Below are 25,712 nucleotides of genomic sequence, written 5' to 3'. Positions count from 1 at the left end.
CAAGACACAAGATTTAAGAACAACTACTTGAGGTTCAAGCCGAAATCTATTGTCTTGTGACTAGTGTCTTATGTCTCATTTTATAGTTCATCTGCACGGTTAAAGTATTCGATCACGTGCCATTTCAGCATTTTTTCCTGCTCTTTCAGGTTCGCGAACGGAATGGGCTTTAAAGCTTCGAAGTGTGGCCAGCCTTCCTCGTCGCGGCCAGTGAACTTATAGAAGCCCGACAGGCTGAACACCCGGCAGGTGGCAATATGCATCAGGTCCTGTTTCTCTTCTTTAGTAAACTCCCGGATGCCCATGCCAAGTTCCTGAATCCCTATCAGGAAAAGTATAGCATTCATGTCAGGCTTCTTGCCGAAACGCTTCATCAGGTCGGCCCGCAACTGTGTCCAGTTGTGCTCTAAATTTTCGGAGTCGTACATTTATTAAATGTTAAATTGTTTAATTGTCAAATTGTTGATACTCGTAAAATTTATTTCTGAACCAACAATTTAACTATGTAGCCATTTAACAATTTACTTAGCGTGAACCACGCTCTTTTAACTCTTCCCAGTACTCCACGGCACGGCGGAAGTGGGGGATAACGATGGAGCCGCCTACCAGGTTAGCTATAGAGGATACCTCCATGAACTGCTCGTCGGTAACGCCCTCTTCGTAGCATTTACCCACGTGGTATTTAATGCAATCGTCGCAACGAAGCACCATAGAGGCCACCAGGCCCAGCATTTCCTTTGTTTTTACATCCAGGGCACCCTCCATGTAGGTGTTGGTGTCGAGGTTAAAAAAGCGCTTTATTACTTTATTGTCGTACGACATGATGCGCTCATTCATGCGCGTGCGATAGTCATTGAATTCTTCTACTAAGCTCATTGTTGTGTGTTCTGATTGCTATAAAAGCGAGTAAAAAGTATAAGTATAAAGTTACGCGAAATTACGCAGAATACCTTAAACCAGCGCCGACTCACAATGTTCGAAGACCTGCTTTCGCTTTTGTTTCCAGAGAGTTGCTATGCCTGCAACGGCGCCATGGCGCGCGGAGAAAAGTATATCTGTACAAGTTGCAATGTAAAGTTGCCCTACACCGATTATCATTTGCACGGCGCCACCGAGCTTAACCCGCTGCAGCGGCGGTTCTGGGGTAAGGTGCAGGTGCGCTTTGCCTTCGCTTACCTATTATTTATGCCCAAAGGACGGGTACAGCGTATTTTACACAGGTTAAAGTATAAAGGCGCCAAAGAACTAGGGGTGCACCTGGGTTACCGTTACGGCTCTCTCCTCTCCGATTACCAATACACCGAGCATTTTGACCTGGTAGTGCCTGTACCGTTGCACAAGCATAAAATGCGCAGGCGTGGCTATAACCAGTCTGAGTATTTTGGAAGGGGCCTGGCAGACAGCATGAAGTTGCCATTGCAAGCAAATGCACTGGTACGCACGGCCAATACCGGCACCCAAACACGAAAAAACCGGTTGGACCGTTGGTATAATGTAGAGCAGGTGTTTCAGGTGAAACATCCGGAAAGTATAAAAGACAAGCGCATCCTGTTGGTGGATGATGTAATGACCACCGGGGCTACATTAGAGGCCTGCACTTTGGCCATGTTGGCAGCCGGCGCAGCGGAAGTGAGCGTGGTAACCATCGCGGCTGCATAGCCCCTCTAATATTAAAAGAACTGATCCAGATGCTGTGCTGTTTCCATTAAAGCTGCTTTACAGGTAGTTATATCCATGAAGTTTTCAAAAAAGTATAAAAACCATAAGCTAAGGGGCCGTTTTTACTATAAAACAGCTTTGGGTGCACTATTAGTGTTGGTAATTGCCTCTATCTGGGCGGCAGGGCCTCCTGCAGCCAGTACCGGGCCAATTGTTTTAAAAGCAGAGCCTTTGCCTTTAACACCAAAAGAGTTTTACATTGCCAATGTGGTGGACAGCCGAACAAACAAGAATGCAGTGGCTTATCTTTTTCCGGCCCAGGGCACTAAAGCTTTACCTGTAGATCTGAAAGGCGGGGCACAGGTTGCCGTTCAGGAGTACCTCCGAAAAGGCTTGCCTGTCAATACGAAGCTTCGCCCTGTAGTACTGCGCTTAAAAGAGTTAAATGTTACAGAGTCCACTCCAGCCAATGGGCGTGTGCAGGGGCATGTAGTGGCGCATGTTGAGTTCTGTTTACAGCGAGACGGTGAAATAATTCCATTGATAGCCCAACAGGGAGGTATAAAGTATAACCGCCCCGCTAGCCAACTGGATGTGGTGGAGCCGGCTCTCAGGCAGGTGCTGAATGAGGCTGTGCGATATTTTGATGGTTGGATGAACCGCGAAGCAAATCAAAACGAGTTACTTGCTAAAAGTATAAAAGTGAGATTTGAGGATTTTGCGCTGGATGCCAAAGATGATACTGTATTTTATACTTTAAAAAGACCTCTGAACTGGGACGATTTCCGGGCGAATCCAACAAAAGAGAGCCGTTATGCTGCTGCTGTATTTCCGGGGTTTGCTTACGAAGGCCGCAATGAAGTAAAAGACGGCGTGCTGCACCTTAACCTGACCATGAAAGTATTTGTGGTTAAGAGTGCTTCCTGGGCAAAAGCCGCTGCCCGTGATGCTTATACTTTAAATCATGAGCAACGCCATTTTGATATTGTGAAGTTGGTAGCAGAGCGTTTCAAACAGGAAATTCATCCAGACAGCCTTACCCTGTCAGACTACAACAGCATCATGCAGTATAAGTATATCGAATCGTTCAGGGAGATGAATCGGTTGCAGGAGCAATATGACCGGGAAACAGTTCACGGAAGGGATGAAGCCGCGCAGCAACGCTGGAATAATAAAATTGATGCAGAACTCCGCACGTTTAGGGTAAAGCAATAGTTTTAGTTGCAGAGCATACTTATCCAACCACCCCTAACCCCTCAGAGCTACGCTCGTTAGTTTCGAACTCGCGTTCTCACTAATCTAAAGCGGGGAATTCTGGCATTGCTTTAGAAAAGTATAGATTTCATTGCTAAAGCTTAACCTCCCTTCACACAAGTTCCTTTCAGGATGACAAGGGAAGTTGTAAGTATAAATTCCCCGCCTTAGCCAAGTCTACGATCCCGGACTTGTTACGGGAGAGGGGCCAGGGGTGGTTGGACTTACATAACTGGTTCAAAAACCCCACTACTCATACCTATCCTTTATATCTACCTCACACAGTTGTAAGTATAGATCTGCCATCTTCTCAGTCACAAACTTAAAGAACCTCTCCCCTTTCTCTTTTGTAGCCGCCTTAGGGTTGCCTATGCCAGTATCTTCCGTTACCATAGACCATTGCCTTTCCGACCAGGCCCAGCCTTCTTGTATGCCTCTTATCTTAGATTTTTTCTCTTTGCCCTCTCCTGCTTGTTCCAGTGGCAGCACAAGTTCGGGTTTTAGGTAAAGTATAAGGCTGGTTTCCATTTCATCGGCATGGTCGCCTTTTTCGTCAAAGTACTGGTGCTTTTCGGGCAGCTGAAACCAGTTACTGCTTACCAACAGCATATCCGGGAATCGCAGGCTCAGCTCACGAAGTATAGGTTTAAAGTCGTTGCCGCCGTGGCTGTTCACGATCAGCAGCTTTTTAATCCCTTGCCTGTTAAGCACCTCCACGATGTCTCTTACTATTGCCAACTGTGTGCTTGGGTTCAGGTTTATATCTAATTTAATATCAGCCTGCCCTGTATTTACCCCGAAAGGTATAGCCGGAAGCACCGAGATTTTAGCGCCATTTGCCCATGCCAGTCTTGCGGCTTCCGCGGCTATACTCTCTGCCTCAAAAATATCAGTGCCGTAAGGCAAATGGTAGTTGTGTGCCTCAGTGGCGCCCCAGGGTAGTATGGCTAATTCAACTTCCTGCTCTTTTAAAGCTTTCCAGTTTGATTCTGCTAAGATATATGGTCTCACTGTGTATGATGCTTTTAATAGTATGTAGAGATAGTATGTAGAGAGATTCGGTAAAAATAAAAAAAGCCTGAGGTTTAACCCCAGGCTTTCCTGTATCAATATCTTTGAATTATCTGTTAGATCCTGCGTTGATCATCGCGCAACGGAAACCGATTGTTGCTGTAGATGAGTCCTGAACCATGAAGCGGCGTGTACCTGGAGACAGCCAGTAAGCTACGTCTTTCCATGAGCCACCTTTGTAAACCTTCACTTCGTCAGTAACCAGTGAGTGGAATCCTACACTTGAGTCATAGTTGTCTTTCTCATCCAGGTAACCGTCACGACGGAATGGGTTAAGGTCTTCAACATCCTGGTAAGAAAGCGGACGGTAAGTATCCTGTACCCACTCGTTCACGTTACCGGCCATATTATATAAACCGAAGTCATTTGGCGGATAGCTGTAAATATAGTCCGTGATCATGGCGCCATCATTCAGGGCACCGGCTATACCGGCATAGTCACCGCGGCCACGCTTAAAGTTAGCCAGGAACCTGCCCATCTCGCGGCCGTACGGGTTACGCACCTGGTGGCCATCCCAAGGATAGATTCTGCGGTTGTTCTGGTTTTCGTCTTCAGAGTACTGCGTACCGATCATGGCCTGCGCAGCATACTCCCACTCTGCCTCTGTAGGTAGGCGGTAATTTGGTAAAACGTAGCCAGACTCAATAGATGGCTTGCTGCCTTCAACAGACTCACCGCCACCACCGCGTCTGCGGCCGAACAAGCCTCTGCGTCCACCGCCACCCTCAGCTTCTTTAGCCAGGTTTTCGTTTACCTTAGCTGTACGCCAGATGGCATAATCGTTAGCCTGCAACCAGCTTACACCCACTACCGGGAAGAAGCGGAAACCAGGGTAACGCAGGTAATACGTCACATACGGGTCGTTGAATGATAACTGGCGTGACCACACAGTTGTATCAGGTAAGGCGGCTGTATATACCTCCGGCAGCGAGTCCTGCTTCAGGTAGTGCAGATACTCCAACCAGTGAATGTTAGCTACCTCTGTTTCATCCATAAAGAAAGAAGCAACCGTAACCGTACGCTCCACGTTGTCACGGGTCATGGCAACGTCCTCTTCCATAGAACCTAAAACAGTACGTCCACCCTCAATGAAGATCAGGCCAGGGCCGCCTTCAATATCAGCATAATCATTCACCTGGAACGACTTCTCGTCTTCACCATACTCAATACCGGTAGCGGTACTGTAATCACCAGGGTTTCTGCTAGTAGGCTGTCCTCCTTTAGAGCACGCTGTCAGGAGCAAACCTCCCATTACTGCAGCTGATAGATACTTTGCAAACTTCATAAAATAGTACCTAAATAAGATAAGGTTCTTTTAACGTAATTTAAGATGCAATTATAATTAAAATTAGAATTCCGGACAAGGAATGTTCCTGTTTAATTTACGTCCTAAACGGCTTCCAAACAATTTATTAAACTCAAGTTGTTCAAAAACAAGAGAGATCTCGTTGGCACCGCCGGCTTGCTTGCTTATTCCGCTCAGGCCAACATCGTGGCAAAAGCCAATTTTAAAGGCCTCGATCCGCAGTCCTGCTATTATGGACAACGCCTGATCCTGGTTAGTTCCGGAGCCCAGCGGCACCCCTTTATATATTATACCTAACGTAAGCGGTGTGTATATAGTATGTATGCCAATATCAGTACGCCTAAAATTATTTTGCTGGATATAAGTAGCTGACGGTGTAAAGCTTAACTCAAAAGTGCGCCCCTGCTCCTGGTAGGATCGAGCAAAAAACTTATACCCTGCATTTGCTATGTACCCGATGGGTAGTTTAACGCTTTCCTCGAAGCCATAAGCCGGTTGGTTTAGATGGTTTACTTTTAATCCGAGCCATGCCTGGTCTGAGTATACTAAACCTCCTACGGCAAAGCTCACATAAGTGTTGGGCTCAAATCTGGCGGCTTCTGCCGATGTTACTGCAACCTGCCCGTTATCAGATAGTTGGTCTCCGAAAACTAAGTTGTCCAGGTTTATACGCAGAGAGGCAACACTTGCCTGCAGCCCCGCCGACATGGCCCACTTATCGGTTATGGCAGTATTGTAGGCATACCCTGCAGAAGCCTGTAATTTTTGTAGTCCTCCTACACCGGCTTTATCCTGCTGTAGTATCAGGCTTATTGCACTTTTTGAATCTTTTATACTTGCATCAGCCGTAAGCTGATTAGTGACGAAAGAACCGTTTAAGGCAGGCCACTGGTTACGGTGCGCCAACGATGCGCTCCAGCTGTGGTTTAAACCTGCAAACGCGGGGTTAAGGTATAAACGGTTGGCATACATCTGCGAGAAAAAGGCATCCTGCGCCTGAGCCAGCAGGCTGCAGAGGCAAAGTATAAAACAACAGGTTACCTTTTTTGAGAACATAATTTAAGATACTTATAACCGTTTAACATCCATGGCAGCTCTGCTCGAAATTAAGCTGGCAAAACTTGCACGGTTTTAGCTATAAATATATAGTTTCGCTTTTAAAAGCTAATTTTTGATCGATATCATCCTACCTCTATATGAAAAAAGTAGTTATTGGTTTTTTTGTCTTTCTGGCAGTGCTGTTAGCTCTTGCAGCCCTAGTGCCCGTGCTTTTCAAAGATAAAATTAAACAAACCCTCGACAAAGAGATCGCCAAGAATATAAACGCCACTGTGGTTTACGAAACGGATGATGTAAGCCTCTCCATTTTCCGCAATTTCCCGAACCTGACACTGGGCGTTGACAATTTATCCATTATAGGGCAGGATTCCTTTAAAACAGATACGCTGGCCCAGATACCCGCTTTCAGGATGGGGCTGAACCTTATGAGCGTTATTTCCGGCGACGAACTGGAGGTCAACTCTATTACTTTAGACGAACCCATCATTAAACTTATTGTGCTTAAAAGCGGAAAAGCCAACTGGGATATCTTTATTCCGGACACGGCTGCCGCAGATATTGATACCACTGCTTCCGACTTTAGCATGGCCATTAAACAATGGAAGATCAACAACGGCACTTTGTTTTATGACGACTTAAGTATTCCTTTCGGGCTTGCAGCCTATAACGTAAACCACACCGGTTCCGGCGATTTTGCCAAAGATGTGTTTGATATGGTGTCTGAGACTACGGCAGACCGACTGACCATGACCTATGACGGAGCCAATTACATAGAGAATGCAAAACTTGTTGCTGATGTAACCATGGCCATGGACCTGAATAAGATGCTTTATACTTTCAAGGAGAATAACATCCGCATCAACGAGTTTCCTTTTAAGTTTGATGGTACGATCCTGATGCCGGACGAGGCAATTGACTTTGACCTGACTTTTAGCGCTACTGAAACAGACTTCCGCAATGTGCTTTCGGTTGTGCCGGGTATGTACAGCGAAGAGTTCAAAGACATCAAAACCGAAGGTAAACTCAGCTTTGACGGTTTCTTTAAGGGCAGGATGATCGATACGCTGATGCCAGGGTATGGTGTGAACCTGAAAGTGATTGATGGTATGTTTAAATACCCTGACCTGCCACAGGCTGCCCGCAACGTAAATGCCGACATGAGTGTGGTAAGCCCGGACGGAACGCCGCAGAATACCAGTATCGATATCCGGAAGTTTCACATGGACCTGGGTAAAAACCCTGTGGATGCCCGTGTTTCCATAAAAGGCCTGGAGGTGATGCAGGTAGATGGCAACGTAAAGGCCAGCATCGACCTGGCTGAGATGACGAAAGTCTTCCCGGTGGAGGGTATGACGCTGCGTGGATTGCTAAAGGTGGATGCAGATGCCAAAGGCACTTACTCCGAAAAAAGTATGCCGATCATAGATGCCGACCTGAACATGACCAACGGTTATATCAAGTCAAAGGATTTTCCGGCGCCGATCCAGAACCTGAACATGATCACGAACATCCGGAACACCACCGGAAACACCGATGATACCCGCATCAATATAGAACGATTTAACATGACCCTGGATGGGGAGCCGCTACAGGGCAATATGCTGATCGCAGGTATCGACAAGCCAGCATTTGATGGCCGCATAAAAGGCGTGCTGGACCTGGCTAAGCTGACAAAGATCTTCCCACAGGAAGGTATGGAGGTAGCAGGCAGGATAGTGGCAGATGTGTCGGCGAAAGGCAAGCTAAGCGATATTGAGGCCGAGAAGTATAACAACGTTACTGCCAACGGTACCATGGCCATCAGTAACCTGAGCTATGTTAGCACCGACCTGCCGCAAGGCATGAAAATCAACAGCGCTAACGCCACATTCAATAACGAGCGCATCAACCTGCAGAACATGGCAGGTTACCTGGGTAAAAGCGACTTCAAAGCAAATGGCACAGTATCAAATTACCTGGGATATGCCCTGGCTGATAACCAGTCGTTGCGCGGTAATTTCAACCTCAGCTCAAATAACTTTAACGTAAACGAGTGGATGGTTGATGACGCCGGAGCACCGGCAGACGCGCCGACTGAGGGCGTGGTAGAGGTGCCTGCAAACCTGGATGTAACCCTTAATATAGATGCCAAACAAGTAACCTACACCGATCTGAAGCTGAACAATGTAAGCGGACAGGTACAGGTAAAAGACAAGATTGCCCGCTTAAACAAAGTAACGTTTAACACCTTAGGCGGCACGTTTGCGGTGGGTGGTAGCTATAACACACAGAATCTGCAGCAGCCATTGTTCGACATGAAGCTAGATATTCAGAATCTTGGCTTTAAAGAGGCATTCAACGCATTTAACACTGTTAAAGTACTTGCCCCAATCGCCAAGTTGCTTGAGGGTAAGTTTAACACCAGCTTTGCTTTTGCCGGTGAAATAGGCCAGGACATGACACCTGTTTTCAAAACGCTGGACGGCACAGGCATAATTAGTGTGATCAGGGCTGCTGTGCGTGACGTGCCTATTGTTGAGAAAATAAGTAGCTTTACCAGGCTGGAGGAGCTGAAGAGCTTTGTGGTGGAGAACAAGAAAATTGATGCACAGATAATTGACGGCAGCCTTGTGATACGGCCTTTTGATATGAAGGTGGGCAATATAGAGATGACTGTGGGTGGCTCAAATAACATGAACGGGCAGATCGATTACATCACGGCCTTAAACGTTCCGGCAGGCAAGGTTGGGCGAGAGCTTAACTCCCGACTGGCAAGTATAGTAGGCGGCGATGCCCTGGCTGCATCAGAGCGTGTAACCCTGAACCTGAACATAGGTGGCACACTTTCTGACCCAAGGATTTCGCTGGCCGGTGGTTCTGTAAAAGAGCAAGCTAAGGACGTTGTAAAAGCCGCTGTGCAGAATAAAGTAGATGTTGCCAAGCAGCAGCTTGAAGAACGAAAGCAACAGCTACAGGATAGTGTACAGAACGAGCTGAACCGCCGTAAGCTGGAGGCAGAGCAGAAGGCACGTGAAGAATTGGAGAAGAAGCGAAGAGAGGCTGAACAGAATATCAAAAAGCAGGCAACGGATAAAATTGGTGACTTGCTCAAACCAAGGACGAAGCCTAAAACCGAGCCTGCCAAACCCGATACAACAAAGTCAGGAAACTAAGCTGGAGTACAATTTTTGAATTACAGCTTTATAAACTTGTTACATTTTAAGAAAGATGCCAGCAGCTCCGGTTGCTGGCATCTTTCTTTTTGGTGGTACGTAATTTTGTGCAATTTTATCCGTTTCTAAAAAACGAATGTGAAAACACGGATGTTGAGGCAATTACTTAAACAATTAAAGAATAGACATTTTTGCTTTCTTCATCTTGTCTTCATGTTGATGCCAGAAATTTGGCTGATAACTTTAACGTACAATCCTTATGAAAAGAAAATTCATTCTTCCATTATTGCTTAGTGGCCTTGTATGGTTTAGTGCATGCGACAGCGACAGTGATACGGGTACAGCTAAAATGCAAGTTCGTATGACCGATGCTCCCGGCGATTATGCAGAAGTAAACGTTGACATTAAATCGGTGCAGGTGCACAAAGGCGGTGACGGCGACGAGTCGGAGTGGATTACACTGGACCAGATAAACCCAGGTGTGTACAACCTGCTTGACTTTGCGAATGGCAAGGATACTTTGCTTGCCAGCTCTACCCTGCCGGCCGGTAAAATATCTCAACTAAGACTGATACTGGGTAATAACAACACGCTTAAACTGAAAAGCGGCGAAGTTAAAAGCCTTAAAACACCTAGCGGACAGACTTCAGGTGTTAAGCTGCAGATCAACGCTAACCTGGAAAGCGATGTAACTTATGTGTTGCTGCTTGACTTTGATGCTGCCAAATCTGTTGTGGAAAGAGGTAATGGCCAGTACAACCTGAAGCCAGTAGTGCGCACGATCACAAAAGCTGTGGCAGGTGGTATAAAGGGTAAAGTAACCCCAGCCGAGTATAAGCCTGGTATCTATGTGATCTCAGCGGCCAACGATACGATTGGCGGCTTCGCTAACGAAGCCGGCGACTTCCTGATCAAAGGTGTGCCAGCCGGTATTTATAAAGTGAAGTTCTACACTGAAGGCGATGCCCATAACAAAACCCTTGAAAACGTGAGTGTGTCTCAGGAACAGATAAAAGACCTGGGTACGATAACATTGGAGTAGTTCTAGATAAGGTCGTATCTCGTAACACGTATCAAGTATCACGACCTAAATATTTACTATAGAACTAAAAAAGGAGCCTCCTGCTAAAGGAAGCTCCTTTTTTAGTTACAGATTCAGTACCAGCAAGAGCTACGCATTTATACTTTGCGCTAAAATATAAACAGTCGCGATACTTGATACGTGCTACGAGATACGTCTTGTGTCTATTAAAAAACCTGCCCCATCAGTTCACGCACGTAGGTAACGTAGTCTGTGTTTGGCGGCGTGTGGCCGTTTTTGCGCAGATCCGTGGCTACTTGAGCACGGTGGTAGGTGGCGTGGTTAAAAGCGTGTGTCAGGATGTCGAGTACGCGTGTGCTGTACTTGTTGCCCTGGCTATTGGTGTAATCTATCAGGCGGTTAAATTCTGCTTCATCGGCGTTGGCCACAATTTCTGCCAGCCTGTAAGATGAGTTTTTATGTAGCTCTTTAAGCTGCTCCAGGTTATGCTCCTGCCATACTTTTACAGGGCTTTGCGTGCCTGTAATGCGTGCAATCCAGATAGCCTGCGCGTTAAGGGCGTGGCTAAATAAGCGGGCTGCGTTGTTTGGTACGCTTGGTAACCCTGAGAATACATCCAACATGGTCTGGTTGGCCCAGATGTTATATTCAGATAGATTTTTTAATACGTCGTTTCCTGTCATGTTACTTTTGCTCTCTTTTGTCTTCCCAAATTAAAGTTTCATCAGACCGCTTTTCGAAAAAGTCCGGGCAGCGGCCATCGCCCTTTCCTGTTATACCTCCGTCAGGCTCACAGATCACATTGCCATACATATCGTAGACCTTGCCGGGTATGTCGCAGCATCGGCCGGTTATGTAGTATACTTCCTGATCGTTGTAGGTGTAACGGTATACTTTTGCGGGTGGGTTGGCAGGTTTGTCCTGCCCCATTTCCTGTATCAGTTGGCTTAGCCAGGGGGCTGCCTGCGCATTTGCCGTGGCTGCCTCTGGTATCTGTGGCGAAATTCCGGGTTTGCAGGCAAATGCTATACTTGCCAGTAAGAGCCCGAGAGCAAAAACCTGTATTCTTCTTTTGCCCATAAGCGTGTTGTTTTAAAATGAAGGCGCAAAGGTAAGAAACGCGCTCTTTTAAAGAAACGCGAACTCAGTAAACATTTAAGTATACTAGCCAATACGGAATAAAAATGATTAAGCCTACAATGGCTGCGGTTATAGCGGCTAGCAGAACGGCGCCAGCGGCCAGGTCTTTGGTTTTGCCGGCAAGCTTATGGTACTCCGGCGACACGAGGTTGGTAAGCGTTTCAATGGCGGTATTAAAGGTTTCGGCCATCCAGACAAGCCCGATGCAAAGCACAAGTATGCACCACTCCGTGCGCGATACTTCAAACCTGTAGGCCATTACCAGCACCACCACACTTGCTATCACATGCAGGTGCATGTTGGTTTCGTGCCTGAAAACGGCTGCCAGCCCTTTAAAGGCAAACTTAAAGCTGTTGTACCTGGAAAATAAAAACGAAGGCCGCTTCTTCATAAAATGATCTGGGGGAATGTGGCCCCCTGCTTTGTACAGATGCGCAAAGTATAAAGTTTAGGTATAAAAGTATAACCCTAAGATTGTTCAGCCTGCAGTTGCTCCAGGTAAGCGTTTTTGGCCAGTTCCAGGAGCACCTCGTAGTATGGTTTCTGTATCATTTTAGACTTGAGCCAGGCATAGTAACTCATCGCTTGCAAATCTGTTTCCCGGAAGGTGGTAAACTCCAGCGTATTTTCTACTTGCTGAACAAAGGCAGGCTTGGTTACAAGGTCCGGCTGCTCCATCAATAGTTTAATAAGTACCAGAAACTGCTTTACATTGCGGTACATCGGGTCTTCCCAAAGGTCTTTGTAGGTGCGCTCCAGGGTGCGCAGCTTGCTGTACACCAGGTCGTCGTTGCCCAGTTCGTATTGTAGTATAAGCTCACCCAGTTTCTTTTTAAGCACCCAGTCGCGGCCCATTTTAGCCTCGCACCATTTATCCGACCTTTTAATGGACATCAGCATGCGGTTGGCTTTTGTATATGCACCGGCGGTAAAGTAGTTAAAGCTAAGGCCGAGTTGCGCGGTAAGCTGGTCTTTGGTGTTAAGCGTGATCTTGCTGTTGTTAAGAAGCGCCTCCATCAGGCTGATGGCCTCACTGTTACGGTTCAAAAACACGAGGTTTGCCACCATCAGGAAAGTATAGCGTGGCATAAAAAGGTGCGCATGGCTCTTGCCTTCTGCCATCATGCCTGCCTTTAGCTGCTCCAGGTAAGCAACCGATTTCTCGAATTTCTTATTGCGATACAACACATGCGAGATCATGTAAAGCAGCCTGAGTTTATAGTATTGGTGTGCTTTTTTAAAACCCTGCCGCTGTTCCATCTCCTGGTATTGGTTGATGATGTAGGGCTCGAAAGACAGGAAATCTTTGCGGGCAAGTATGGCGCTGCGGGCAATCGACATAAGCTTGTAAAGTAACGAAGGCCGCTGGCTAACCGCCTCCGACAAGTTATAGGTCTGGAGCACCTCTTCGATGATCTTGTTGAAGTGCATGCTGCTACCCTGCTGCCTGACCGCCCTTAGCCTCAGGTTGATAATGCTGCTGGCAATGTTGGCGCGTTCATCCTCATCGGCTACCAGCTTGTTCTGATTTCGCTTTAATATGATCTCGTCCAGCGGATCGGCGTACTCGCTGTCTGCCTTCTCTATCTGCAGGTTATACACCGCATTCAGCAAGCCATACTGTTCATTTGCCTGTGCAAGCTTTTCGGCTTTGCGCAAGTGGTTCCAGGCCAGCCTGTCTATGCCGGCATCAAAGAGGTAGTTCGCCAGCGACATTAAACCTGTAATAGGCGAAGCAGCCGTGATGTCCTCCTCCATGCGTTTGAGAAGTATAAAATCGGTGAGGTGGCGCTGCAGGCGCTTGCGCAAGGCATAGTAGGCCACAGGGTTAGGCGCATCCGGGTACAGGAGTTTTATCAGTTCTTCTGCACTATACTTTTTCTGCTGCTGCAACAGCCGGAGAAGGTCCAGGTCTTTGCGGCTTTTCTTCTTCTTTTGCCTCCTGATAAACGTGGCAAGTTCTCGCCTGTCTTCTTCGGTAAGCGTTTCGATGGTAAGCTTCAGGTCATCCATACTTCAGAACAGGTTTTTATACTTCTTTTTTCAAGATAATTAAGGTAAGTATAAATTTTGTAAAGTCTAATGTGTGTGTTTTAAGTAACTGATTATCAATAATATATTTTTGTTATATTTAGATTTGTAAAGTCCTTTTTTTGTTGATTTTGGATTTGATGTGGGTGAAAGGCATCATACTTTTACATCATCGATACATTAAATAATTCAACAACCTAACCCCAAATCAACATGAAAAAGTTACTGTTAATCTGTTTAGCTCTTATTCCGTTGTTTGCCGCACAGGCACAGGATGTGATCTTAAAACGCAATGGCGAGGAAGTACAAGCAAAGGTTCAGGAGATAAGCCTGCACGAAATAAAGTATAAACGCTACGACAACTTAGACGGTCCGATGATCTCGATCTTGAAACAAGAGGTGTTCATGATAAAGTATGAAAACGGTACTAAAGAAGTATTTAATGAAGCCGCTCCGTTTGTTGCAAGCCCTCAAATCGACAGGCCATACGAGCAGCGCAACCTGAAGCTTGCTGGCCCGCGAATTGGCTTTACCATCATCAGCGACAAGTACCGCAACCAGATCATGGAAGACCATAACACCGAGTTAAATAATTTCATGACTCAGTTTGGCTGGCAATTCGAAACACGCGTATTTACACTAGATAACGGTACCTCCGGATTGTTTGAGTTTGTGCCTTTGATAGGTGGCCTGGAGCAGGGCAAGTTTTTGCCGAGCCTGAGCGCTTTGGTTGGCATAAGAGGACCAAAGGGCTTTGAATTTGGATTTGGCCCTAACATTAGCCTGGCAGGCGCGGGTGTGGTATTGGCTGTAGGTACAAACTTTCAGAGCCAGGGAGTAAACTTTCCGTTAAACTTTGCCTTTGCCCCGTCTAAAGATGGTGGCAGGTTTAGTGTGCTGTTCGGGTTTAACTCGCGCAAGTACTAATAACAGGACCCATTCTATAAGTTATTCATCATTAATTTATAACCTTATGAAACAGAGTATATTGCTGGGCCTGCTATTAGTGCTGTTGCAAAGCGCTTTTGCCCAGGACAAGATCGTAAAGCTTAACGGCGACGAGATAAAAGCACGCGTGCTGGAAATTAAACTCCAGGAAATTGTGTACCGCCACCCGGACTCTATGGATGGAAAAATGCACATGTTGCCTATAGCCGAGGTGTTTATGGTGCAGTACGCAAACGGTACCAAAGAAATGATCGCCAAACCTATTGCCAGCCAGAGCAGCGAGCCTGCCAGAACTCCGGAGCAGATGTATGAGCTTGGCCAAAAGGACGCACAGCTTTTATACAAGGGTAATGGTGCCATGTGGGGTTCAGCTGCGAGTAGTTTTGTGTTTCCGTATGGCTTGGCCGGTTCTGCGGCCATTGGCCTGGTAAAGCCCAAGGCAGAGAACCACCCTGTGTCGGATGTCAGGTACCTTTCGGACCCTGATTATGTGAGAGGCTATGAGGACAAGGCTAAGCGCAAGAAATGGGGCAAAGTGGCAGCGGGTACAGGAATTGGCCTGGGAGTAGCCTCAGTTTTTATAGCAATTTTAGTTACCCAGGTAGCTTTTATGCCTTAATGTTGATTAGGTTAGTTTGAGGCACCTGCTGGTAAAATGGCAGGTGCTTCTCTATTATAATTTACTTAGCCTCCTGATGGCTTGACTGGACTGATCGGTATCAGAGGGCCTAAAGGCTTTAAGTAGGTGTTGGCCCTAATATTCTCTGGCAGGTGCAGGCTTGGTATCGGCTAAAGGTACCAACTTTCAAAGTCAGGTTATAAACATCCCATTAAATGTTGCCTTTGTTCCCTCCAAAAACGGAGGCAGATTTAGTTTGCTGTTCGGATTTAATTCACTCAAATACTAACAGATAGATTCCTTTTTAGATCTTGCACTATAATATTTATAACAATGAAGCAATGTTTACTGCTGTGTCTGTGTCTGTTGCTTGTGCTTATGCAAAGTGCATTTGCCCAGGACAAAATCGTTAAGCTAGACGGCAATGATATGAAGGTGCGTGTGCTGGAGATAAAGCTTCAAGGAATTGCCTATCAGCATCCGGACTCTGCTGAAGGCAAAGTATACCTGATACCTAAATCGGACGTTTTTATGGTTCAGTATGCCAATGGGGCAAAGGAGGTGATTACGGAGACAAGCGCGGATACTGCAAGCGCTCATAATGATGGTAATGTAATTTCCAGAACACCAGAGCAAATGTACGAGCTGGGGCAGTATGATGCTCAAAGACTTTATGAAGGAGCAAATGCTAAGTGGGGTTCTGTTACAAGTGGTTTATTCTTATGGTATGGCTTGGCCGCTTCTGTTGCTATTGGCTCTGTTAGGCCTAAAGCAACAAATAATCCTGTATCGGATAAAACCTACCTTCTAGATCCGAATTATGTGAAAGGCTATGAGGATAGGGCACATAAAAAGAAATTGGGTAAAGTGGCAGCCGGAACAGCGATAGGCTCAGGTATTACTTTAGGTTTAAGATTATTTTTTATGACAATAAAACCAGGGAAGTGAAGTGCATCAGGTTTATTAAAATGCACCTGCTGGTAATAGGAGCAGGTGCATTTTCTAATATTAACTGGATGATGTAAAATATTAATAAACACTATTGTGTTTTAACTAAAATTTTAGTTGCTTCATTCTGCCAACTCCAAAACAAACTTATATGAAACAGCTAATTATACTTACACTTGCTTTGGTATTTTGCCTAGGTACGCAATCCTGCAGAAGAGAACTTTATAAGCGTCCAGTTACTATCGATAAACTTGAGTTTAGTAACAAAGCCGGTGAAAAGTATGAGGAGCAGTTCCAGAAAGTAAATAGATTTTTCGTACAGCGGATAAAGGCATACGAACAGGAAAAGAAGTCTTTTAAACTGGACACCACAGCCAGCAAGCGATATCGCAAGTATAACCATACCCTGGTGGCCTCCCTGGACTCTTTGAAAATAGATGGAAAGCAGGGCGTATACTACCAACTGTACTTACGGCCGAACAGCGGCATCGGCAAAATAAAAGGTAGTGTGCAAGAAGACAAGTATAACGAACTCAAGCTTTACTCCCCGGACCACCTGTTTCTGCAGCACAAGGAGCAATTTTATACAGATAGTATTGTAGCTGGACCTTTTAGTAATATTATCGTCACCAATTCCTTCCTGCCGCTGGAAAACAAAGAGGAGCCCGGTATATTAACCGTCTCAATCGATAGTATAAATTTTGGTAAGGGATTCAGCAAGCGGCAACGCGAGGGGATTATGCGCATCCTACACAATTCTGTGATATTGGAGCAGCGCCATAATGCAGGCAAAGATCCTAAAAAAAGCATGGTGTTTAATTACTACCCTAACTTCAGAAACAAAAATGATAAGAAACCTGCTTCTTTTGTCGTGAATCTGGATGTCTCACAAGATCCCATCTCCAACAGAATTACAGTAAAGATTAATAACACCGATTCAACTATAAACAAACTCTGGACAGAGGCCAAAATTAACCGGCTGGACTATATGAACGGCCATGATTATGAAGCCAAATCGGTACTGGACGATTTGCTGCCGCGTTATCTGCGAATGCAATACAGATCACGACAGATACAAAGTAAGAACTAAGGTTTATACTTAATAGCCTCCGCATTTACACAGTACCGCACATTTGTAGGAGTTCTGGCATCTTCGAACAGGTGACCGAGGTGCTGCTGGCATTGGCTGCAAAGCAACTGTACCCGCTGCCGGCCATAGGTATGAAGTGTGTTCTGCTGCACATTCTCCCCTATCTGCGCCCAAAAACTAGGGTAACCGGAGCCTACATCAAACTTCTTGCTGGCCTCGAAAAGTACATTGCCGCAATTGGAGCAAGTATAGATTCCGGTTTCCTGTGGCTTCTCCTCTACCCTGCCTCTGTGCCTGAACATCTGTTCGGTTGGCTAAGCCTCTTCCTCTATTTTTTCGATGGGGATAAATTTAAGCGATAGCGAGTTAACACAGTGGCGGATGTTTTTAGGCGTAAGGTACTCCCCATCGAACACATGACCCAGGTGCGCGCCGCAGTTGGCACAAACAATCTCGGTGCGGCGGCCATCGGCATCGGGTACGCGTTTTACGGCTCCGGTAATTTCATCGTCGAAGCTGGGCCAGCCGCAGTGCGACTCGAACTTATATTCCGAAGTATAAAGCGGTGCATTGCAGCGCTTGCAAACATACACCCCCTCTGCTTTATTGTGCTCATACTCACCGGTGCCCGGGTACTCAGTGCCTTTGTGCACGATAATGCGTTCTTCTTCCGGGGTAAGTTTGTTATACTCTGATGGGTCTTTCGCTATTTTCATAGGTTTATGCTTAGTTGTACTTGGTATACTTATACGTATGGTTACGGTAATAGCAAAGTAAGGAAGAAGTCAAAGGTAAAAACCAGTTTCAACTTCTATTTCAAGGAAAAACTCTGGGAATTATTCCTTTTGAGCGCAGGGGCCACTTTATTCTACAAAAAGACTACACTAACGTTATAAGTTACCTCGCTCTCAACCTGTTTTTTTGACCCTCCGGGCCAGTGGAGTCTCCGGCTCCACATCACCTACAAGTCACGAATCTGGAGATCTTACCCTGCCCTCAAGGGGACAATTTTGATACTCCTAAAGCAAAATAGGGTTAATTCTAAAAAGTTATTGGACAGGGTAAGACCTGGAGATTCGCGCCAGAGAATACTTGAATAAAACAGACCTGCCTCCACAGAGGGGTTAGACGTCGGCTACTTACGCTCCCTGTCCCAAATTTAAAGACAGGCCCCCATCCATAAAATAACTGGATCCTGTTACATAATCAGCGTCGGAAGAGGCTAGGAACAAGGCTACTTTTGCGATCTCCTCCGGTTTGCCTGCCCGGTTCATGGGAATATGTTGTTCGCTCTCTTGACGCACTTTTTTGCTGTCCATTGCTTCCTGGTTCATGGGGGTAAGTATCATGCCAGGACAAATGTTGTTTACGTTGATGCCGTCTTCGGCCAGTTCGAGTGCGAGGGTGCGTGTCAGGTTGCGTACTGCGGCTTTGGAGGCGCAGTAGTCTGCGGTGCCGGCTGCCACTACCTCTTCGTGGACCGAAGAAATGTTGATGAGCTTGCCCTTGCCGCCGTTTTGCTTACGATGCCGGATAAACTCCCGCGAACAGAAGAAGGTGCCGTAAAGGTTAGTGCGGATGGTTCTGTCAAAGACTTGTGTATCCATGTCGGCGACGTTTATACCTGAGCCATTAACTGCGGCGTTGTTTACCAGGATATCTATTGTGCCAAACTCATCAATAGCCTGTTTAAATAGCTGTGCTACCTGTTGTTCGTCGCTTATATCTACCTGTAAAACGATGCCTTTCCTGTTCTGCTTTTCAACTTCTTTCAGTGTTTCCTGGGCGCCTTCTTTATCGGTGTGGTAACAGATCACGATATCTGCCCCTTCGCGGGCAAATGCTATGGCCATAGCCTGACCTATGCCAGAGTCGGATCCGGTTATCAGGGCAACCTTGCCTTTAAGTTTATCCATTGCGGTAGCTTTAAAGTATACTTGCCCTCAGCGGTGTTAAGCCAGAGGGTTTAAGTACATACTGCCATACTTACCCGATGGTTTATACTTTTAGTGCGGCTTCTGCTTGCTAAGCAGTTTGTTGATGGTCTGAACGATACGCTCTACCTTGGTTTCGTCGGTTTTGGCGGAGTAGATCCAGTCTACAAAGGCTTTTTGCTCACCATCGGTGCATTTCAGGAACTTCTGATAGGCAGCAGGCTCGTCTTGCAGGCATAGCAGTAACTCTTCGGGTACTTCCTGCGGGGTGTTGTCAGGGTAAAGTATAACCTGCACCCAGTCACCGGCCTGCTTCTTTATTTTCTTGCGTATCTCGGCACGTACCGGCAGGAAAAGCTGCCCGTTGCCCATAGGCATCAGGTGGTAACCTTTTATTTCGTAGCCATCTATAGTCCCCTTTACCCGAACCCAACCAAATGGCGCATGTTTATCCGGTAAAATCTCGGGCAGGGCAGCATAGGTCCAGCCGCCCTTGCCGGGGAATTTCTCGAGAAGATAAAGCTTGTTGGTTAGGGGCTGAGGCATGATGTTAATTGTTATCTCTCAGAGGTTCTGGTGGCCGCAAAGTATAGCACATATAGCCAGCTAAGAATGCCGTGAAGTATAGCCCACAAAATAGACTTGCTCCTGGACCAGGAAGCCACAACCGCGATCACAGAACCTAAGCCAATACCATTGTGAATCACTGTTTTGTCGGCATATTCGGTGTAGCTATAAGCCAATGCAGGCACGGCACATAACAGCAAAACCATAATAAGGCGGAGTTTAAGTTTGTTAGTCATGTTTTTTGAATTGATTAGACAGCTGAAATGGATGTTTGGGTTTGGATTGTATAACGGTTCTGCTAAACGACGGGCGAGGCCGCTGGCTGAAGGCTGGCGTTTAGGTTTGGTTAGCGGTAGTAATTTTTATTTTTAAATTAAGCAATGGGTTTAATTTGGAAGTTGCTTTTGAGATAGTAGCTACGTCTAATAAATTCCATAAATAATTTACCATCTTCTGTAACTACTACAGACTCATAACCAGCTAAAATGACAAACTCGTACCAATAATTAATAAAAATATCTATAGGAATTTTTGAAAGCGGAATCTGGTATCCAAAGTCCATTAATACATTCTCGTAGTTTCTAAGCTCTGAGTTTTGAAGGTAATTTTTTACGACTTCTTCATTGCCATCAAAATCAAAGAAAAAAGAATAGTGGTTGGGATAATCATTCCATTCTATCCAAGATGGTTTATTCCCCAATTCAACTCTTGAATTACATAATCTTATTTTAAACCCATCCAAAAGATTATTAAGATTATCAGGAAAGTCCGCGGAAATAGAAATTATATTTTTTCCAAATTCCTTAAAGGGATTGACAAAGTTGTTACTCATTCATTTAATCTGAATATTTTATTCTTTTTATTGCCGCTAACTAGGATATAAACGTAATAAACATACGCTTTTTTGTAGAGATCGACAGATAACCCTATCGGACTAACGAATATACTATATATGACTAATAGTATGTAATTTATCACATAACAATAAAGCAGCCATTTAAATAGCTGCTTTACACTTCAATCATACTAATTTCTAAAAACCAGTTAGCTGTTTCTGCCCTTGCTTCTTTGCAGGCTGTTCATCGCATAGCCAACCCTTAGCAACTGGAAGTTATGCAGGATCAGTGCTTCTTCTTCGGGTGTGAGGCCGCCTTTCAGGTAGAGCATGTGCGGTATGAAGTTCTTTTCCTTTTTAAGCTGCTTTTTGGTTGGTTTGGTGTGCGTTATCAGTCCAACTAATTCATCGCCATAGTATAGCTCTACATTGTTAAGGCACAACGGATTGGTAACAAGAGTTAACTTCTTGCCAAGCATGCTGCCTTCGGCTTTTATGTAAGGGGTGTAAATGCGGCCATAATTGCGGAGCATCTTATGCAGGCTTTTAGCTCCGTTTACCTTCGTTCTGCTAACCAGGCCAACCCCGAAAGAAGAGGCAGAGGATTCTACTCCCTCATCGTAACGGGTAACACCCAAGTTATGGACCTCCATGTCAGCTTTCAGTGATTTGCTTTCGTCGTAAAGGGCAAGCTGAAAGGTGTTTTTAAACGGATCGCCTACCCTGAGCCCCAAAGCATAAGCATCCTGCACAGCCCCTTTTAAAGTATAGTTTCTGTATGGCGTTTGAAACAACTCGGAGCTAAGCGTGAAAGTGCGGTTAAAAGAACGGTATCCTGTACCCAAAGGGCTTGCAATATCCAGGTCTGTGAGGCCGCTGAACTTGTTTTCGTGCTTCTGTAAAAGTCCTCGCTGGGTTTCGGAAAGCTCTCCGGCAAGCACAGCAGAATGCTTAGACTTGCCAGCCACTACAGGTATACCCAGAAATCTATACTTTACATTGCTTAGCGTAGTGTACCCATAGGTTACCGGAACAACCAGGCTATACTTACGCGTTGCCTCCTGTATAAATTCATCATACCCCTCATAAGCTGCCCTGTTCACAAGCTGGGTTTTAGGGCTTTCTGTGCCGAAGAACACCTGCTGCAACCCATTAATATATGCTTGCTGTATCTCTGCTTTGGTAAGTGCAAAGTTCTGGTAAACAGTTATAGCCTGACTGGCAGTTTCGCTCTGCAGCTGGTCTGGAGTATTAACCACGAAAGTATAACGCTGCCGTTCAGAAAATACTTTCCCTTTGCCGTTCTCTTTGATTTTAACTTTCAGCCTGAACTTCACGTTCTCCTGGCTCTTCCAGGTTTCAGGCTGCTGAAACTCGGCTTGCACTGTAACCAGGTACTGGTAGCCGCTTTTGTTCTCTCTTTTAAAGCGGGCATAGTAATCCTTTTGCTTCGCGAAATAGTCTTTAAACTGCTTTTTAGTATCAGAGTAAGGGCTAAGGGTTGGGCTAAGCAGATCTATCTGTTTGCCGGAGTAATAATCGATGGGCAGGTCACCTACTTTGGAGCGGATGCCTTTTTCAAGCACTTCTAATACAGGGGCCATAAATACACTGTCTGTAAGAAAGTGGCCATACTCCGGAAGCTCTTCCGGAGATTCATTTAAAAGCTTAAACTCGTGTACTAACACATTGCCCTGGGCTAATGCAGCACTTGAACTGAATAAAAGTAGAAAGGTACTGAGCAGCAGTCCCGAAACGGCCAGTTTGAGATTAGGGTTAAACATAATTTCGATAGTTTTATTTTGTAGATAATGGACCGAGCAGGCATTGCAATAATTAAGCCAATATATAGGGAAAATCTATATTGTTATAGCGTAGAGATCATTACATGAAATCCGACAAGTTTTCGACTTGCGGAAGTATGGTTGTGATAAATGCATTTACAAGCCGGCCTCAAGTATAACAACAGGTTGCGTTGGCGCTAAGCTTGCTGGATTGGATCCTGCTTTAGAATACTGTGACACCAAATTTCTTTGATAACAGGTCATCAAGTTGCTTGATATCCGTTATCATATCTTTGAAAGCCTGTGTTGATGCTAACGCATGCTCGTTTTTCTGATACAGCCTTTCCAACTCAGCCATCTTAAAGTAAAATGATTGGGATTGTAGTTTGATCGGTAGTAGCGCTAACTTTTCTTCAATAGCGCGCTTTCGCTGTTTAGCCTCCTCAATTATTTCGATAGCCGAAGTATAATCCAGTTCTTTTTGTTGGAAAGACTTTAGGAGTTCGCAATCATAGCTGGCACATTGTTTCGGTCTCTGTGAGTAAATCGTGCAGCCATCGCAGTACTTGCTGCAAGGCTGAATAAAAACCCCATCACTGCTTGCCTCCTCAACAGCCATTAATTTTCTTATTGCAGGCAACTCTTCATGGTTGAGTTGTACAAAGCCAATCAGGGTGCCATCGCAACATAACCCACAGGACAAACAGATATTGGTTGAATCAATCATACTTTCTGAATTTAAGCACTTCTATTGCGTGCAGTTCAAAGGTAGCTTAAATTACAGCTAGCAATTGTATAAACGGAATACTGGTTCTTTTGTCCCTTAAATCCCGCAAGTTTGAGCGCAGCGGTAACTTGTGGGTAATTATGGCGCAAGTTTTCAACTTGCGAAAATATGATTGTGGTAAATGCCAGTTACAAACTGGCCTTAAGTATAACCACAAGTTGCGCTGGCGCTAAACTTGCGGGATGGTGGGCAATATTAGCTATTTGGCCCAACCGTTGGGTATTCCTGATGCTCTTAATCTCTTCTGCGCAATGCTATCGAGCCATCTGCTATTAAGTCTGTTAAGAATATAGGCTAATGGTCTTTTGCCCTGGGCTCCTTCTGCTCTTTGCTCACCTTGCATTGCATCTGCTATAATTTCCTCATTATCAGCTGTTGTCAAGCTGTCTATAAGTGCATAATCTTTATCAGACAAAATTGGTTCTGTAAATCCACTATGGTCAGAATGAATGATTTCTTGAATTGCTTCGGAGTTATCATAGCTCTTAATAAGCAACTGCCGGAAATATGTTAGTTTAAATTGGTTAATGTAAATAGCCTTATATTGTCTTTCTAACTGTCTTGTTCGGCTCGTGCGACACTGGGTGAAACTTATAAAAAGTATAAAGAGAATACTTAAAGCAATAGCCTGTTTAATCATATAGCTCTAATTAATGGAGGGTTGTGGTCTACAATGTATGATATTGGAATAAGTATGGCAGCAAGGGTGTTTATAGGAAGTTATGTGCGAGATAACTATCCAGATAAGTTGCCCCTACTGCCACAGTATTAAGGTAGTAAAAAATGGCGTAAAGCGCACGGGGAAGCAGAACTTCCTGTGCCGCTCTTGCAGGAAGCAGTTTCAACATGCATATGAAAAGGCTGGCTGTCGTCCCCAGGCAAAGCAGCTGGTGTTGCGTATGCTGGTGAGAAATTCCGGCATACGCGACATTGAGCAAGTTTGAGCGCAGCGGTAACTTGTTGGTAATTATGGCGCAAGTTTTCAACTTGCGAAAGTATGATTGTGGTAAATGCCAGTTACAAACTGGCCTCAAGTATAACCACAAGTTGCGCTGGCGCTAAACTTGCGGGATGGGGAATATTATCTAAGTTTATATTTTCATCTTGATTTCACTTCTCTGAAATTTCTTCCTTCTTTCAATGTATTCAAGAAATGTAGCTTCGCTTATTAGCTTTACAGATTTTAGGTTTCCATTCTGCTGTGAGGCGTTTCTTATTTGTTCAAACTCAATTATTGATTGGTTTTTGATACCATTTCTCAAGTCTTCTACCTGCTTATTAGATACTATGAAATAGTCTGTATTTACTATCTCCTCTTTATCATAGTCATGGCCAAATCCTCCGCAATCGCCAACATATTGAAAAGCATTTAGTCTATTTATTGAAATTTCAGCCGAGAAGTATACGTTTTTACCATAAAAGCTACTATAGCAATTTAGATTTAAAAACTCCTCAGAATCAGTATCAATCTGACTGTTTGTTATTTCATAGATTGTAGATTCTGTGTGAATCATTCTAAAAAAATCAATCTCTGAAATAACTTCTAATTCTTTTCCTTGTGCAATTAGTTGCTCTGCTTTTTGGAGCTTCGATGATTTAAAGCCCTCGCCATATTGGGTGTAATCGTATGTTCCTATAACAAGGTAATTAGTCTTAGCACTCAATGTGTCTGGCGTAGTTATGCCTCCAATGTTTTCAACTATTTTCTTAGCGTCATTTCTTGATAGTTTTGCTAGTGCCCCTGTAAAAACCACACGTTTTTCGAAAAAGGGATGCTCCTTGTCATGTTTACTTCTATCTGGAATAACTTCAAAAAGCTGTTTTGGAGTTTTTGATTTATCGGAACTGCAACTGAAAGGATAATATGAGTTGGGGAACAGCTTTCCGGAAGAAATTTTTAAATTTTTCGTTAAATCTGAAAAGCTTGTAATATTATTTTCCTCGCATACCTTAATTATAATATTTGCACAAGCGATTGCATCGCTTGTTGCTTCATGGTGACGTAAATCATGGATATTTAAGTGTTTGCATACGGTAGGTAATTGATAATTGAGTAACCCTGCAAACAGTTTTTTGCTTATTTGCATTGAACAATAATAGTTTAAGGTTGGGTACTCAATGTTATATGTATCTAAAACATACCTTAGAGCACTAAAATCAAATGAAGCATTGTGAGCAACTATATGATTGTTTTCAAGGTGTGGTTTTAATTCGTCCCAAAGTTCAGCGAAATTTTTCTCATTATTAGTCATTTCAGGCTTAATGCCATGAATAGATATATTAATCTTTTCGTAGTAGTTCGGAGTTGGTTTTATGAGTTTATTAATTGTTTTTACAATTTTAAGGTTCTCGACTACAGCTAAGCCTATTGAACAAACACTTTGTCTTTTAAAATTTGCTGTCTCAAAATCGATTGCTACAAAATTCATAATAGTCTGTTTTCTTAATAATTGGTAGAAATAAAATAATGAGCCTAATTTATATAT

27 protein-coding genes and 1 pseudogene are annotated in these 25,712 nt (G+C 44.7%); 9 read left to right on the top strand and 19 right to left on the bottom strand.

The window, feature by feature from the left end; genetic code table 11:
- Positions 1-80 precede the first annotated feature (80 nt).
- Positions 81-428 carry a hypothetical protein gene (locus tag AC4BAP_RS01165; protein ID WP_490580778.1) on the bottom strand — a complete coding sequence of 116 codons (348 nt, stop codon included), beginning with the start codon at positions 426-428 and terminating at the stop codon, positions 81-83.
- Between the two features lie 97 nt (positions 429-525).
- Complete coding sequence (locus AC4BAP_RS01160) at positions 526-876, bottom strand: carboxymuconolactone decarboxylase family protein (protein WP_490580777.1); 351 nt, start codon at positions 874-876, stop codon at positions 526-528.
- 96 nt (positions 877-972) lie between these two features.
- Here AC4BAP_RS01160 and AC4BAP_RS01155 point away from each other — a divergent pair, with 96 nt between their 5' ends.
- Together AC4BAP_RS01155 and AC4BAP_RS01150 are read left to right on the top strand one after the other, a co-directional pair.
- A complete protein-coding gene (locus AC4BAP_RS01155) occupies positions 973-1,659 on the top strand; it encodes a ComF family protein (protein ID WP_490580776.1) in 687 nt (228 codons plus the stop codon).
- Positions 1,660-1,734: 75 nt separating this feature from the next.
- Positions 1,735-2,874, top strand: a complete 1,140-nt coding sequence (locus AC4BAP_RS01150) for a hypothetical protein (RefSeq protein WP_490580775.1) — start codon at positions 1,735-1,737, stop codon at positions 2,872-2,874.
- A 288-nt stretch (positions 2,875-3,162) separates the two neighbouring features.
- Here the strand turns inward: AC4BAP_RS01150 and AC4BAP_RS01145 are convergent, their stop codons facing one another.
- The 3 genes from AC4BAP_RS01145 to AC4BAP_RS01135 all read right to left on the bottom strand — a co-directional run bounded on the left by AC4BAP_RS01145 (position 3,163) and on the right by AC4BAP_RS01135 (position 6,346).
- Positions 3,163-3,924 carry a creatininase family protein gene (locus tag AC4BAP_RS01145; RefSeq protein WP_490580774.1) on the bottom strand — a complete coding sequence of 254 codons (762 nt, stop codon included), beginning with the start codon at positions 3,922-3,924 and terminating at the stop codon, positions 3,163-3,165.
- Positions 3,925-4,033: 109 nt separating this feature from the next.
- Positions 4,034-5,269 (bottom strand): gliding motility lipoprotein GldJ, encoded by a 1,236-nt coding sequence (gene gldJ, locus AC4BAP_RS01140; RefSeq protein WP_490580773.1) that lies wholly within the window; start codon positions 5,267-5,269, stop codon positions 4,034-4,036.
- 63 nt (positions 5,270-5,332) lie between these two features.
- On the bottom strand, positions 5,333-6,346 hold the full coding sequence (locus AC4BAP_RS01135) for a PorP/SprF family type IX secretion system membrane protein (protein ID WP_490580772.1): 1,014 nt from the start codon (positions 6,344-6,346) through the stop codon (positions 5,333-5,335).
- Between the two features lie 140 nt (positions 6,347-6,486).
- Here AC4BAP_RS01135 and AC4BAP_RS01130 point away from each other — a divergent pair, with 140 nt between their 5' ends.
- Positions 6,487-9,501, top strand: coding sequence for an AsmA family protein (locus AC4BAP_RS01130; RefSeq protein ID WP_490580771.1), 3,015 nt, complete (start codon positions 6,487-6,489; stop codon positions 9,499-9,501).
- Between the two features lie 259 nt (positions 9,502-9,760).
- Entirely contained in the window at positions 9,761-10,543 is a 783-nt protein-coding gene (locus tag AC4BAP_RS01125) for a DUF4382 domain-containing protein (protein WP_490580770.1), read from the top strand.
- Between the two features lie 206 nt (positions 10,544-10,749).
- Here the strand turns inward: AC4BAP_RS01125 and AC4BAP_RS01120 are convergent, their stop codons facing one another.
- From AC4BAP_RS01120 to AC4BAP_RS01105, 4 genes are all read right to left on the bottom strand, one after another.
- Entirely contained in the window at positions 10,750-11,226 is a 477-nt protein-coding gene (locus AC4BAP_RS01120; protein WP_490580769.1) for a DinB family protein, read from the bottom strand.
- A gap of 1 nt (position 11,227) precedes the next feature.
- Complete coding sequence (locus AC4BAP_RS01115) at positions 11,228-11,623, bottom strand: DUF6970 domain-containing protein (protein ID WP_490580768.1); 396 nt, start codon at positions 11,621-11,623, stop codon at positions 11,228-11,230.
- A 64-nt stretch (positions 11,624-11,687) separates the two neighbouring features.
- Positions 11,688-12,074, bottom strand: coding sequence for a diacylglycerol kinase family protein (locus tag AC4BAP_RS01110; protein WP_490580767.1), 387 nt, complete (start codon positions 12,072-12,074; stop codon positions 11,688-11,690).
- A gap of 77 nt (positions 12,075-12,151) precedes the next feature.
- Positions 12,152-13,696 carry a hypothetical protein gene (locus AC4BAP_RS01105; RefSeq protein WP_490580766.1) on the bottom strand — a complete coding sequence of 515 codons (1,545 nt, stop codon included), beginning with the start codon at positions 13,694-13,696 and terminating at the stop codon, positions 12,152-12,154.
- Positions 13,697-13,927: 231 nt separating this feature from the next.
- On the opposite strand from AC4BAP_RS01105, the gene AC4BAP_RS01100 reads away from it, so the two are divergent.
- The 4 genes from AC4BAP_RS01100 to AC4BAP_RS01085 all read left to right on the top strand — a co-directional run bounded on the left by AC4BAP_RS01100 (position 13,928) and on the right by AC4BAP_RS01085 (position 17,319).
- Positions 13,928-14,641: a hypothetical protein gene (locus tag AC4BAP_RS01100; RefSeq protein WP_490580765.1), complete on the top strand. Its 714-nt coding sequence runs from the start codon at positions 13,928-13,930 to the stop codon at positions 14,639-14,641.
- Between the two features lie 46 nt (positions 14,642-14,687).
- Positions 14,688-15,281: a hypothetical protein gene (locus AC4BAP_RS01095; RefSeq protein ID WP_490580764.1), complete on the top strand. Its 594-nt coding sequence runs from the start codon at positions 14,688-14,690 to the stop codon at positions 15,279-15,281.
- Positions 15,282-15,659: 378 nt separating this feature from the next.
- Positions 15,660-16,229, top strand: coding sequence for a hypothetical protein (locus tag AC4BAP_RS01090; RefSeq protein WP_490580763.1), 570 nt, complete (start codon positions 15,660-15,662; stop codon positions 16,227-16,229).
- 151 nt (positions 16,230-16,380) lie between these two features.
- Positions 16,381-17,319, top strand: a complete 939-nt coding sequence (locus AC4BAP_RS01085) for a hypothetical protein (RefSeq protein WP_490580762.1) — start codon at positions 16,381-16,383, stop codon at positions 17,317-17,319.
- Here AC4BAP_RS01085 and AC4BAP_RS01080 read toward each other — a convergent pair.
- The 9 genes from AC4BAP_RS01080 to AC4BAP_RS01040 form a co-directional block, all read right to left on the bottom strand.
- Entirely contained in the window at positions 17,316-17,621 is a 306-nt protein-coding gene (locus AC4BAP_RS01080; RefSeq protein WP_490580761.1) for a peptide-methionine (R)-S-oxide reductase, read from the bottom strand. The two genes, AC4BAP_RS01085 and AC4BAP_RS01080, sit on opposite strands and share 4 nt — an antisense overlap.
- A 12-nt stretch (positions 17,622-17,633) precedes the next feature.
- Positions 17,634-18,035 (bottom strand): methionine-R-sulfoxide reductase, encoded by a 402-nt coding sequence (locus AC4BAP_RS01075; protein WP_490580760.1) that lies wholly within the window; start codon positions 18,033-18,035, stop codon positions 17,634-17,636.
- Between the two features lie 423 nt (positions 18,036-18,458).
- Positions 18,459-19,235: an SDR family NAD(P)-dependent oxidoreductase gene (locus AC4BAP_RS01070; RefSeq protein WP_490580759.1), complete on the bottom strand. Its 777-nt coding sequence runs from the start codon at positions 19,233-19,235 to the stop codon at positions 18,459-18,461.
- Positions 19,236-19,325: 90 nt separating this feature from the next.
- The gene (locus tag AC4BAP_RS01065) at positions 19,326-19,799 is read right to left on the bottom strand and encodes a DUF1905 domain-containing protein (RefSeq protein WP_490580758.1); all 474 of its coding nucleotides are present in this window, start codon (positions 19,797-19,799) and stop codon (positions 19,326-19,328) included.
- Between the two features lie 11 nt (positions 19,800-19,810).
- A complete protein-coding gene (locus AC4BAP_RS01060; RefSeq protein WP_490580757.1) occupies positions 19,811-20,056 on the bottom strand; it encodes a hypothetical protein in 246 nt (81 codons plus the stop codon).
- A gap of 137 nt (positions 20,057-20,193) precedes the next feature.
- On the bottom strand, positions 20,194-20,652 hold the full coding sequence (locus AC4BAP_RS01055; protein WP_490580756.1) for a hypothetical protein: 459 nt from the start codon (positions 20,650-20,652) through the stop codon (positions 20,194-20,196).
- A 212-nt stretch (positions 20,653-20,864) separates the two neighbouring features.
- Complete coding sequence (locus AC4BAP_RS01050; RefSeq protein WP_490580755.1) at positions 20,865-22,439, bottom strand: hypothetical protein; 1,575 nt, start codon at positions 22,437-22,439, stop codon at positions 20,865-20,867.
- Between the two features lie 223 nt (positions 22,440-22,662).
- The gene (locus tag AC4BAP_RS01045) at positions 22,663-23,166 is read right to left on the bottom strand and encodes a YkgJ family cysteine cluster protein (RefSeq protein ID WP_490580754.1); all 504 of its coding nucleotides are present in this window, start codon (positions 23,164-23,166) and stop codon (positions 22,663-22,665) included.
- Between the two features lie 259 nt (positions 23,167-23,425).
- Entirely contained in the window at positions 23,426-23,866 is a 441-nt protein-coding gene (locus AC4BAP_RS01040; RefSeq protein ID WP_490580753.1) for a hypothetical protein, read from the bottom strand.
- A gap of 82 nt (positions 23,867-23,948) precedes the next feature.
- On the opposite strand from AC4BAP_RS01040, the pseudogene AC4BAP_RS01035 reads away from it, so the two are divergent.
- Positions 23,949-24,167: pseudogene (locus AC4BAP_RS01035) on the top strand (transposase-like zinc-binding domain-containing protein); the annotation flags it as partial.
- 150 nt (positions 24,168-24,317) lie between these two features.
- On the opposite strand, the gene AC4BAP_RS01030 reads toward AC4BAP_RS01035, so the two are convergent.
- Positions 24,318-25,655: an exonuclease domain-containing protein gene (locus tag AC4BAP_RS01030; protein ID WP_490580752.1), complete on the bottom strand. Its 1,338-nt coding sequence runs from the start codon at positions 25,653-25,655 to the stop codon at positions 24,318-24,320.
- Positions 25,656-25,712: the final 57 nt, after the last annotated feature.

This window comes from Pontibacter sp. GD7, assembly GCF_058216375.1.
This window is presented reverse-complemented; position numbering and strand designations above follow the sequence as displayed.